The sequence below is a fragment of the Psychroflexus aurantiacus genome, assembly GCF_010820555.1.
GTDB classification, from domain to species: Bacteria; Bacteroidota; Bacteroidia; order Flavobacteriales; family Flavobacteriaceae; genus Psychroflexus; species Psychroflexus aurantiacus.
On record NZ_JAAIKD010000005.1, the window covers coordinates 135041 to 146983 of the forward strand.

The following is an 11943-nucleotide window of genomic DNA, read 5'->3' on the forward strand; positions in this document are numbered from 1 at the left end:
ATGACCGAATACATCAAAGACTTTGGTTGGAATTCTATAGCGCAGGCCTATAAGGTTTTATTTTCTTCCTTAATCCTTATTGTATTAGCACGCATAATACCCGTAGAAGCCTTTGGAGTTATTGGCATGGCTACTGTATTCGTGCTCTTCTTCAATACCTTACTGAATATTGGATTTGACAGCTCTATCATTTACTCTAAAACACTCAAAGAAAAGGATTTATTTTCTCTTTTTGTTTTAAACATAGGAGTAGGAATCCTTATTTATGGGATTGGATATATGATTGCTCCCTTACTGTCTTTATTCTACGACAACGATGAAATTCAAATCATATTCAGGGCCTTAATCCTAAGTGTTGTGCTCGCAAGTGCAGGAGTGGTTTCCAAAGGCTATCTACAAAAGAAGTTAGAGTTTAAAAAGCTGGCCATAGTCGATTTAATTTCAATTACCCTGGCTGGTTTGGTTGCCTTGGCGGTAGCTTTGAATGGTTATGGATACTGGGCTTTAATTTGGCAGCAGCTTTTAACGGTAGGTTTAATTTCTATTGGATATTTATCTATTTCCTATAAAAGCATTTTTAAATCCATTGAATTTTCATTTGGTGTTTTAAAAGAACATTTACGATTTGGCTATAACGTCTTAATATTTAATATCTCCAATTTTTTTGCTCAGCAGTTAGATGTGTTATTAATCGGAAAATTTTTGGGAGAACGGGAGTTGGGGATTTATATGCTGGCATTCAACCTGATTATCAAACCCATTTCTTTATTAGTCCAGGTTTTTAATAAGACGCTGTACCCTATCTTGACCGGATTAAAATTCGAACTGGTGTCTCACAAATACGCTCAATACACTTACCGGTTCTTTATAATTTTCACGCCCTTAATTATTATTGGCGTATCCTTAAGTCAAATAGTAATACCCTATCTGCTAACAGATAAATGGATATCGACTTTGCCTTTATTAATCGTTTTCGGCTATCAGGCCATACGCATGATTCTGGCATCTCCTTCTGGTTTATTGTTTTTAATCTCGGGGAACCCTGATAAACAGTGGAAGTTTTCCATATACATTTCTTTACCTCTTCGTTTAGCAGGAATTTTTATGGGGTATTTAATGTTTAAGTCTTCCCTTGGAATCGCCGTTGGAATCAATTTTTTTGCTACTATTGAAATGCTTGCTGGTTTTTACCTGACTTTCAGATTGATAAAACTGGATATTAAGTCCTATTTTTTTCAGTTTAGAAAGGAATTTATAGAATTTATAGTCCTGGTAAGCCTGCTTGTTATTTTAAATTTGAAAGTAGATGATTTTATAGTCTTGCTGTCCCTGCAAGTCGTATTGTTCTTAGCTTACGAACTAGTCAAATGGAAGAAACAAATAAAACTTCTAAGCATCTTTAAAACGGATAAATGAAAAAAATAGGCATTGTAACTACTTGGTTTGAAAGAGGAGCGGCTTATGTTTCTAAACAGTTTGAGCAGGTATTGCAGGAAGAACATGAAGTCTTTATTTATGCCAGAGGGGGAGAGCACTATGCTATAGGCGATCCTGAATGGGATAAATCAAATGTGACCTGGGGAAAAAACATCAGATCTCGATTCGCACTTACTTTAATGGATAAAAAGGATTTTAAAGCATGGGTAGATCTTAATTCCATCGATTTGATTTTGTTCAACGAGCAACATTGGTTTGAACCCTTGTTATGGTGCAAGGAGTGGGGGATACAGACGGCTGCATATATCGATTATTATACCAGAGAAACCATAGGTTTGTTCAATATATATGACCTCTTAATTTGCAACACCAGGCGTCATTATTCTGTGTTTGAAAACACAAACAAAGCAGAATATTTGCCCTGGGGAACCGATACCGACTTATTCAGCACTTCCAATACTTCTGAATTAGTAAATGGGGAGCATGTTACTTTTTTTCACTCCTGTGGCATGGGTCATAAAAGAAAAGGGACAGAACAACTGATCATCGCTTTCAGCAGAACGAAACATGCTCAAAAATTGATAATCCATACGCAACAGAACATATCAGGAGCTAAAATTGAACACTTAATTTCCAGTTTAGAAGCAGAAGGGCGTTTGAAAATTATTCATAAAACGGTACCGGCACCAGGTCTTTTTCATTTAGGCGATGTGTATCTATACCCGTCTTTACTGGAAGGAATTGGGTTAACCATAGTGGAAGCATTATCCTGTGGACTAGCAACTTTAGTACCCGATAATGCTCCGATGAATGAATTTGTTGACCATGGATTCAACGGGCTTTTAATTAAAAAAGGCAAGTGCTATTTACGGGAGGATAAGTATTACTGGCCCTTATGCGAAATAGATATAGATGATTTGGTGCAGAAAATCGATTACCTGGCTACACATAAGGATAAAGTTATTCGCATGAAAAGGAATGCACGCCAATCGGCGCTAAATAATTTATCTTTAAAGGAAAATATGAAATCCTTGTCTGGCATACTTGAAAACTTGGAGTTTACGCCTTTAAGACAAGAGACTGAAAATAAAATAATTAAATTCGGCAAAAAAGGTTTTGGCAGGTTTAATAAGCTCTATATAAAACTTTACCCTTTCATAAATATGATTTATAGGCTACATGGATACGTGAAACCTTCAAAATAAAAACAAATCTTCAGAACTGTAAAAACTTAAACCCTAATTTGTGCTTCCTCTAAAAACTCTATATCAATTTTCATTCTATTTCGTTTTGGCTTTGAGTTTTATAATCGGAGGCGCATTTCAGTTTCTGTTTGGGCTTTCAAACACGGTACTTACTGTTTTTTTAGGCCTTGTCATGTTTTTGAATTACCTGGTCTATGTCTATGTCAAACGAAAGATTCTGATGGACTGGGTTTTAATTTCGTTTCTGGCTTACGCATTGATTATAATTCTTAGCAGCCTGGTGAATAAGTCAAACCTGGTGAGTACGCTTCTGTATTTGAATTTTGCTTTTCTTCCGTTGTCTGTTTATTATTTCTTTCATATCAATAAAAAAGAAGGCTATGTAAAACCCCAGGCATACTATAAGTTTATCATTCTTATTGCCTGCATTCAGTTACCGGTTTTAATTATACAAAGAAACTTTTACGATGTATTGATCCTTTTAAACAACAGCGGTCAGTATATTGCTTCCTACGACTTTATGTATGGAACTTTTTTAGTCAAATCAGATCATTCCTTAGGCGCTTTCTTATTGTTTTTAATAATAGGCTTACTTTTCAACATCAATAGAGTCAACAGATACATCAAATACAGACTTGTTCTGGCCGTATACCTTAGCGTCACGCTTTTGTTATCAGAATCCAATATTTCGAAAGCACTGCTTGCAGCAACCTGGGCTGTATACATCATTTATCTGCTTTATCACAGAATACCAAAATCATTTTTTAGTCGTAAATTTTACGTCATAGTCACCTCTATAATCTTTCTCCTGCTTGTTTATAATTTAAGGAATATTGAACTTATCACCTCAAGACTTGGAGGCACCATCGAGAATAATTACACCATTGAAAAATCCATTTACTTCTTTGAAGAAGGAACGGCTAAAAGGCTGCAAATAATAATTGTTGCCGTATATGATCTCCATGCCAAATATCTGGGGGATGGGCCTTATTCTTATTTTGACATACTCACAGGAAAGTTTAAAAACACAATACATTTTTCTCAGTTCATATGGAGTTATTTTGATCTGGGCCTTTTAGGACTCACAGCACTCCTGTTGTATGTGTATAATTTAATTCGTGCTGTAGTGAAGAATAATAAGAACCTGTTCCTTTTTATATTCCCGATTGTCCTAATTTACATGATGTATACAACCCCCTTTTCAGAAGTAGGTATTTTGTTAAGTTTTTTTATAATTTTCAGCATAAAGCAATCCAATGAATTTAATAATAATTCCATTTCACGACTGGAGAAAAAGTGAAAAAGAAGGTTTCAGAACACGCGATGTTCATTTTATTAAATCCTTTGAGACCTTAGAAACTATAGAAAAAATTTTGGTCGTAAACAGACCATATACCAGGCTTGAGCTGAAATTCAAAAAGCATAAACCCGACTTGCAAGGGGAAGTCGTTTTTCGTAACTCCAAATTTTCGATAACTAAAGTTTCAGAGAAGATATATGTTTTGGACTATGAATCTCTGGATATGCCTGGTCAATTCATATACAGGCACAAATGGTTTTTTAAAAAGTATGGCGAAAAAAAATTAATGCATTTTGTTTCTAAAGCCCAGGAAATTTTGGGGATAACAAATCCTGCAGTCCTCTGTCAAAATATATTTGCTTATAAATTCTTGCTGAATATTGAGGCTGAAAAGAAAATATTTGATGCCTGGGACAATTTCTCAAAATTTCCAGCATACAGTCATATTAAGCCCGAGATTGAAAGTGCATATACTCAGCTAAGTGAAAAAGTTCAAACATGGCTTACAAATTCAAAAGAGAATCAATTATACTTTAAGGAACATCTGGGCGTTCATGATGTATACCTCATTAAAAATGGAGTGAATGAAAATTTTGCCGAAGCGTGTTCAGAAATACCTGAGGATATGGAACAAATCCCAGGACCTATAATCGGGTTCGGCGGGAAAATATCCTACCTCTTAGATACTGAACTTATCAACTATTTAGTTGAAGACAATCCTGCATTACATTTTGTGTTTGTAGGTCAGGTATTGGATGCATCTGTATTTGATAGAATTTACAAAAAGTGTAATGTGCATTTTCTGGGAGATAAAACCTACGACATTTACCCGTGTTATGTCAATCATTTTGATGTAGGGATTATACCCTATAGAATAAATGAGAATCAACATGGAGGGGATTCCATTAAAGCTTACGAATACCTGCAGGCAGGGAAAACGGTTATTGGAACCTGCGGAAATGGTTTAACAGAGTTATCGGATTATTTATATTTAGCAGAGAATAAATTTGAATTCTCTGAGTATTTAAAATCAGACTTAGCCGCTAAGAGACATTTTTATGCGGCAGATTTTAGCTGGGAATCCAAAGCGAAAAGAATTCTATCACTGATGAATGCATGAAGACTTTTTTAAAAAATCCATCTTTTCATTTATTTCTGCTGGCAGGCCTAGCCATGGCTATACCTGTTTACAGGTCATTCGCGAATGCTTTTATAATTATTTCCTTTGTAGTTGGGTTGTTTTTAATTTACCAAAACAAGTCAGGTTTAAGGATATTACTCAGGTCGATAATAGCCTTGCCTGTTTTTTTTTATTTGTATTTATTAATCAATGGCTTGACGGGGTATGATTATGATTTTTTATGGAAACAGCTTAATAAGAATTTACTCTTTGTCCTGATTCCTTTTTCTGTTTTGATGCTGTATAAAGATTTCTTTTATACTAAGATATTAAGACTTTTCACCTATTCCCTGTTTACAATAACTTCGGTCCTCCTTTTACATAATTTAATCAAGTTTATAAAAGGCGCAGACAGTTCGGTCTTCTATTTCCATGAATTTACAGAGCTTATAGGCGAACATGCAGTGTACTTTTCTCTTTATTTATCATTGGGTATTCTAATCTGTATGGATCAAATTCAAAAGCAAACTTACATCCGTGTAAATGCACTTATGATACTTATTTTTTCTCTGGGTTTGTGGTTTTCCGCCTCAAAAGCAATAATCTTAGCAACCTTGGCTTTAGTTATTTTCTATTTGATAAGTCAAAGCGGCATTTCTTTTAAAAAAGCAGCCATAGGGCTTTCCGTTTTAGTTGTTTTTGGGATTTCAATCGCAACGAATCCGTTCTTAAAACAAAGATTTATCGAAGGTTTTACATATGATATCAATTTTGAGCCTACGGATAAATTAGAAAATGCCAGGGTATTTACCAGTGCTGAAATCGACGAAATATCGGATTTGGAACTCAGGGTGATTCTGGGAAAAATAAGCACGTATCATTTGGTCAAAGACCAAAACCTGATGTTTGGTTATGGCTTAAGCGATTATCAGGATTATCTGGATTACTACTATATGTATTATGGCCTGGCACCATTTCATTACGAGGGTTATAGTCCCCATAACCAATACATTACAACTCTGGTGAGTTCCGGGCTTGTGGGATTGTTCATTTTTTTATTATACATAGGGTATAGCTTTTATAGAGGCTTTATTAAAGGTCATTATTTATATCTATCGTTTTTAATTCTTTTTTGCTTTGCAATGGTCTTTGAAACTTACTTATTACGGGCTAAAGGGATTATTTTTTTCTTCTTTTTCAACAGTTTTTTTTTAATTCATAATGCACAGAATACAAAGGATGAGGATAGCAATATTAGGAAGTAGAGGAATACCCAATTACCATGGAGGTTTTGAACAGTTTGCTGAGAACTTCTCAGTTTATCTAGTAGAAAACGGCCATCAGGTATATGTGTATAATTCCAGTCTGCACCCTTATCAAAACTCAACTTATAAAGGGGTTCATATCATTCACTGCAGGGACTTGGAAAATAAACTAGGGACCTCAGGACAGTTTGTATATGATTTCAATTGCATTAGAGATTCAAGCCACAGGAACTTCGATATCATTCTTCAACTGGGATACACCAGCAGCTCTGTATGGCACCGGTTTTTGCCAAAAAAACCTGCCATTATTACCAATATGGATGGCCTGGAATGGAAGCGTTCAAAATACAGCAAAGCGGTCAAGTCCTTTTTAAAATACGCCGAGAAGCTGGCTGTTCAAAGTAGTGATTACCTCATTTCAGATTCCATAGGCATTCAAAATTACATCAGGCAGACCTACAACCAGGATTCAAAATACATAGCTTACGGTTCTACTGTAATCGAGGAGGTTGATGAAACGGTGTTGGGTCATTATGGACTGGAGGCCTATGGCTATAATATGCTTATTGCCAGAATGGAGCCGGAAAATAATATTGAAACCGTACTGGATGGAGTTCGAGACAGTGAATCCTCTGCTGCATTTTTGGTTATCGGGAACTACACTACAAATGCATTTGGGAAATATATCTATCAGAAATTCAATGCATCAGAAAATATAATTTTCTTAGGGGCGATTTACAATCAGGAGCATTTAAATGCCTTAAGATGGTACTCCAACTTATATTTTCACGGTCATTCGGTAGGCGGTACAAATCCCTCTTTACTGGAAGCTATGGCTTCAGGATGTCTTGTCGTTGCCCACGATAATGACTTTAACAGAGCTGTTCTTCATACCGACGGGTTTTACTTCAAAAATAAAAATGACATTTCCTCCATGTTGGAAACCTTAAGTAAAAAAAACCATGGCGAAAGGATTGTCAATAACAAGAATAAAATTAAACAGCATTACAGCTGGGAGATGATCAACAGGACCTATTTAAACTATTTTGTTGAATGCCTGAAAACTAAGAGCGACAACTAGATAAACTATTTACCTTCTGTGAGTCTGCTTTGTTTGGATTATCCTATTTTTGACTGATAAAATAATCTTTAGTATTCTGAGTTATTCTTAATGGCTCAAGCAGATAAATAATCCAGCTTATGAAAATAGCAGTTATTGGCTCAGGTTACGTTGGCCTGGTTACTGGAACATGTTTGGCAGAAAACGGTAATGAAGTCCTCTGTGTTGATATCGACAACAACAAAGTTGAACAGATGAAAGCGGGAATAGTCCCAATTTATGAACCACATCTGGATGTGCTTTTTGAACGAAACATTGAAGCGGGCAGACTCAGCTTTACCACCGATTTAAATGAAGGTCTGGATTTCGGAGAAGTGATTTTCCTGGCCTTACCCACTCCCGAAAACGGAGATGGTTCTGCAGATTTGAAATATGTCTTAAGTGTTGCTGAAGAGATAGGCAAGTACATCACTTCTTATAAGGTGATTGTCGATAAAAGTACAGTGCCGGTGGGAACTGCAGAACGTGTGAGAGCGACAATCGCCAAAGCCTGTAAAACAGAATTTGACGTTGTTTCCAATCCTGAATTTTTAAGGGAGGGTTTTGCTGTCGATGACTTCCTGAAGCCGGAGCGCATTGTGATTGGCTCAAGCAGTGCAAGAGCTACCGAAGTGATGCAGCGTTTGTATCAGCCCTTCGTCAGGTCCGGTAACCCGATTCTCATTATGGATGAAAAGTCGGCAGAACTTACCAAATACGCCTCAAACTCCTTTCTGGCAACCAAAATCACCTTTATGAATGAAATCGCTAACTACTGTGAAAAAGTAGGAGCAGATGTCGATAAGGTGAGGATAGGTATGGGGACCGATTCCAGAATAGGTAAACGTTTTCTCTTTCCCGGTATTGGTTATGGAGGCTCTTGTTTCCCAAAGGACGTCAAAGCACTTCATAAGTCAGGAAAAGACATCAATTACGATTTCAAAATTCTGGATGCTGTGGTACAAGTTAACGACAAACAAAAGACCATACTTTACCCTAAAATTTCATCCTTCTTTGATGATGATCTGAAAGGCAAAACCATCGCCATTTGGGGATTGGCCTTTAAGCCGGAAACCGATGATATTCGGGAAGCGCCAGCACTTTACATGATAGATAAATTCCTGGAAGCCGGGGCCCATGTGAAAGCCTTTGATCCGGAAGCAATGGAAAATGTAAAACAGAAGTATGGAGATCAAATTGCCCTGGGAAAAGATATGTATGACGTGACCAAAGGCGCAGATGCACTTTTGATATGCACCGAATGGAGTATTTTTAGAACCCCCGATTACAAACGTTTAAAATCGAACTTACGAAATCCGATTATCTTTGACGGTAGAAATTTATATCCGGTTCTAGAGTTAGCAAAAGAAGGGATTCACTATATTTCCATAGGAAGACAAAACGTATAAGGCATGAAAAAAGTTTTGATTACAGGTGCTGCTGGTTTTTTGGGTTCACATCTATGCGATAAATTTATAAATGAAGGTTTCAAGGTCATTGGTATGGATAACCTGATTACCGGGGATCTGAAAAATATTGAGCATCTTTTTAAACTGGAAAGCTTTGACTTTTATCACCATGACGTTAGTAAATTTGTTCACGTTCCGGATGAGTTAGATTATATCTTACATTTCGCTTCACCGGCAAGTCCGATAGACTACTTAAAAATTCCTATACAAACGCTTAAAGTAGGTTCACTGGGGACTCACAATTTGCTGGGCCTGGCAAAGGCAAAAGGGGCCAGGCTTTTAATTGCTTCCACAAGTGAGGTTTATGGAGATCCTTTGGTGCATCCCCAAAACGAAGATTATTACGGGAATGTCAACACTATTGGTCCCCGCGGGGTTTATGACGAAGCTAAACGCTTTCAAGAATCCTTAACTATGGCTTACCATCGCTTTCATGGGTTAGAAACCAGAATAGTTCGCATTTTCAATACCTATGGTCCCCGAATGCGTCTAAATGATGGCCGTGTTATTCCGGCATTTATCGGCCAGGCTTTGCGGGGAGAGGACCTTACTGTATTTGGAGATGGTTCTCAAACCCGGTCCTTTTGTTATGTGGACGATCAAATTGAAGGGATTTATAAATTGTTGATGAGTGATTATGCCGAACCCGTGAACATTGGGAATCCCTATGAAATTTCCATTTTAGATTTCGCTCAGGAGATCATCAGGCTTACAGGAACCGATCAAAAGATCGTGTTCAGGCCACTTCCTAAGGATGATCCTATGCAAAGACAGCCGGATATTTCAAGAGCGAAGTCAATATTGGGGTGGGAGCCAAAAGTGGAACGAGGCGAAGGGATGAAGCTTACCTATGATTATTTTAAGTCCCTGAGCAAAGAGGAACTGCAAAAAAGCGATCACAAAGATTTTTCAGTTCATAATCGAAAATAACAAATGGCCAAAATTGGACGATATTCAGGTTATATAAAGCCCGCAATCTTTAGCGTTGATTTAGCTGTTCTTATCTTATTCGGATCTCAGTTCAACTTTGACTTCGAGATGAGCCTTCTATTTTATGGGTATCTGGCTATATCGTGGATTTTATTATCCACCTACTTAGAATTTTACGAAGTCTATCGCTATACCAAGTTAATTAAAATCATATCGCTTACCATCGCTCAGGCGGTGCTGTTTACCTTTATTGTATTTAGCTTCTTTGGCTTTTTTTATCGCTATAGCAGAGATACAGATCAGATATTTTCTTACTTAGGCCAGTCTTTTTTAGTCATTTTTTTGATTAAGATAGCCTTGCATTTTTTTTTGAAAACATACAGAAAAGATCTGGGTGGAAATTTTAGGAGAACAGTTATTGTTGGTGAATCCGCCGGAAGCCTTCAGTTAAAATCTTTTTTTGATGAAAAACCCGAATATGGATATCAGTGTAAAAAGGTGTTCAATATCAGTTCAAATACGACTATTGAAACTATAAATAAATTTGTTTTAGACAATAAAATCGATGAGATCTATTGTTCGATGGCAGATCTCACCAATGAACAGCTCAATCAGATTATCAGTTTTGCAGATAACAATTTAAAAGTCATCAAGTTCCTTCCGGATAACAAGGACATCTATTCTAGAAAATTGAATTATGAATATTACGGTTTTCTGCGAGTAATCTCCTTGAGAAAAATCCCTCTGGACTCTCTTGTTAACAAGTTTCTTAAGCGAGCCTTTGACGTGTTATTAAGTCTGATTGTGATTGTATTTGTTTTATCCTGGCTAACACCTTTGCTCGCTATTTGTATCAAAATGGAAAGCAGAGGATCTGTTTTTTTTAAACAAAAGCGCAATGGTCTGGATTATGAGGAGTTTTACTGTTATAAATACCGTTCTATGAAACCCAATCCGGAGGCCGATCTCCATCAGGTGCATAAAAATGATAGAAGGGTGACCAGAATCGGTAAATTACTGCGCAAAACAAGTATGGATGAATTGCCTCAGTTTTTCAATGTTATTAAAGGGGAAATGAGTGTGGTGGGACCAAGACCTCACATGGTGAGTCATACCCATAATTTTGCAGAAAATGTGGATAAGTTCATGGTGCGGCATTTTATCAAACCGGGTATAACGGGTCTTGCTCAGGTCAGCGGTTATAGAGGTGAAGTGGAAACCGGACAAGATATTATCAACCGGGTTAAATATGATATTTTTTATTTGGAAAACTGGTCATTGCTTTTGGATATGAAAATTATTTTCCAAACCCTCAGCAATGCTGTCAAAGGGGATAAAAAAGCCTACTAATGTCAGATCTGGTCTCTATCATAACGCCCGTGTACAATGCTGAAAAGTACCTTGAAGAGACCTTAACATCCGTAAGGAATCAATCTCATGAGAACTGGGAACATATTTTGGTAGATGATTGCTCTTCAGATCAGTCGGTTAAGCGTATCCAAGAGTTCTCCGATAAAGATCCAAGGATTAAACTGATTAAATTGACCCAAAACAGCGGCCCTGCGGTGGCGCGAAATCGGGCTATAGATTTAGCCAAAGGCCGTTACCTTGCTTTTTTGGATGCAGATGACATTTGGTTTGACTTTCATTTGAAAGATTCATTAGCGTTTATGAACTCAAAACATCACGATTTTGTTTTCGCTTCCTACAAAAGATCTGATGAGCATCTCAATTTTATCTATTCAAATTTTGAAGTTCCCCTTAAAGTGTCCTACACCGATGTTCTAAAAACAAACTCGATAAGTTGTCTCACCGCTGTCATTGACACGCATACTTTAGGCAAGAAAAAAATGCCTCATATACGCAAACGTCAGGACATGGGATTATGGCTGAGTTATCTAAAAGAAACAAAATATGCCTACGGCATAAAGCGACCACATGCTATTTATAGGATAAGAGAAAACTCCTTGTCGAGAAATAAATTTAATCTTATCCGGTACCAGTGGGAGTTTTATAGGAAAGTAGAAGGGCTTACAGCCTTCAAATCCATTTACTTTCTGGTTTTGTGGACCTATTATGGTTTCAAAAAATACAAGGATTAAACCTTTCTTAATTTAT

The 11943-nt window shown here is 36.9% G+C and carries 10 protein-coding genes; all 10 read left to right on the forward strand.

Annotation, left to right across the window (positions count from 1 at the left end; genetic code table 11):
* Positions 1-1416, forward strand: a complete 1416-nt coding sequence (locus tag G3567_RS10140; protein ID WP_164005218.1) for a lipopolysaccharide biosynthesis protein — start codon at positions 1-3, stop codon at positions 1414-1416.
* Complete coding sequence (locus G3567_RS10145; RefSeq protein ID WP_164005219.1) at positions 1413-2642, forward strand: glycosyltransferase family 4 protein; 1230 nt, start codon at positions 1413-1415, stop codon at positions 2640-2642. The genes G3567_RS10140 and G3567_RS10145 overlap by 4 nt, the downstream gene beginning before the upstream one ends.
* A 40-nt stretch (positions 2643-2682) precedes the next feature.
* A complete protein-coding gene (locus G3567_RS10150; RefSeq protein ID WP_164005220.1) occupies positions 2683-3942 on the forward strand; it encodes a hypothetical protein in 1260 nt (419 codons plus the stop codon).
* A complete protein-coding gene (locus tag G3567_RS10155; RefSeq protein ID WP_164005221.1) occupies positions 3899-5062 on the forward strand; it encodes a glycosyltransferase family protein in 1164 nt (387 codons plus the stop codon). The genes G3567_RS10150 and G3567_RS10155 overlap by 44 nt, the downstream gene beginning before the upstream one ends.
* Positions 5059-6327: an O-antigen ligase family protein gene (locus G3567_RS10160; protein ID WP_164005222.1), complete on the forward strand. Its 1269-nt coding sequence runs from the start codon at positions 5059-5061 to the stop codon at positions 6325-6327. Before G3567_RS10155 ends, G3567_RS10160 begins: the two co-directional genes overlap by 4 nt.
* A complete protein-coding gene (locus G3567_RS10165) occupies positions 6302-7408 on the forward strand; it encodes a DUF1972 domain-containing protein (protein ID WP_164005223.1) in 1107 nt (368 codons plus the stop codon). Before G3567_RS10160 ends, G3567_RS10165 begins: the two co-directional genes overlap by 26 nt.
* 119 nt (positions 7409-7527) lie before the next feature.
* On the forward strand, positions 7528-8835 hold the full coding sequence (locus G3567_RS10170) for a UDP-glucose dehydrogenase family protein (RefSeq protein WP_164005224.1): 1308 nt from the start codon (positions 7528-7530) through the stop codon (positions 8833-8835).
* Between the two features lie 3 nt (positions 8836-8838).
* The gene (locus G3567_RS10175; protein WP_164005225.1) at positions 8839-9825 is read left to right on the forward strand and encodes a UDP-glucuronic acid decarboxylase family protein; all 987 of its coding nucleotides are present in this window, start codon (positions 8839-8841) and stop codon (positions 9823-9825) included.
* 3 nt (positions 9826-9828) lie between these two features.
* Complete coding sequence (locus G3567_RS10180) at positions 9829-11175, forward strand: undecaprenyl-phosphate glucose phosphotransferase (RefSeq protein WP_164005226.1); 1347 nt, start codon at positions 9829-9831, stop codon at positions 11173-11175.
* Positions 11175-11927 (forward strand): glycosyltransferase family 2 protein, encoded by a 753-nt coding sequence (locus G3567_RS10185; protein WP_164005227.1) that lies wholly within the window; start codon positions 11175-11177, stop codon positions 11925-11927. Before G3567_RS10180 ends, G3567_RS10185 begins: the two co-directional genes overlap by 1 nt.
* Positions 11928-11943: the final 16 nt, after the last annotated feature.

Bases quoted from the DNA above. Each gene is read 5' to 3' on its own strand.
- G3567_RS10180 (WP_164005226.1), top strand. From the start codon at position 9,829: ATGGCCAAAATTGGACGATATTCAGGTTATATAAAGCCCGCAATCTTT.
- G3567_RS10155 (WP_164005221.1), top strand. From the start codon at position 3,899: ATGAATTTAATAATAATTCCATTTCACGACTGGAGAAAAAGTGAAAAA.
- G3567_RS10185 (WP_164005227.1), top strand. From the start codon at position 11,175: ATGTCAGATCTGGTCTCTATCATAACGCCCGTGTACAATGCTGAAAAG.
- G3567_RS10145 (WP_164005219.1), top strand. From the start codon at position 1,413: ATGAAAAAAATAGGCATTGTAACTACTTGGTTTGAAAGAGGAGCGGCT.
- G3567_RS10140 (WP_164005218.1), top strand. From the start codon at position 1: ATGACCGAATACATCAAAGACTTTGGTTGGAATTCTATAGCGCAGGCC.
- G3567_RS10170 (WP_164005224.1), top strand. From the start codon at position 7,528: ATGAAAATAGCAGTTATTGGCTCAGGTTACGTTGGCCTGGTTACTGGA.
- G3567_RS10165 (WP_164005223.1), top strand. From the start codon at position 6,302: ATGAGGATAGCAATATTAGGAAGTAGAGGAATACCCAATTACCATGGA.
- G3567_RS10160 (WP_164005222.1), top strand. From the start codon at position 5,059: ATGAAGACTTTTTTAAAAAATCCATCTTTTCATTTATTTCTGCTGGCA.
- G3567_RS10175 (WP_164005225.1), top strand. From the start codon at position 8,839: ATGAAAAAAGTTTTGATTACAGGTGCTGCTGGTTTTTTGGGTTCACAT.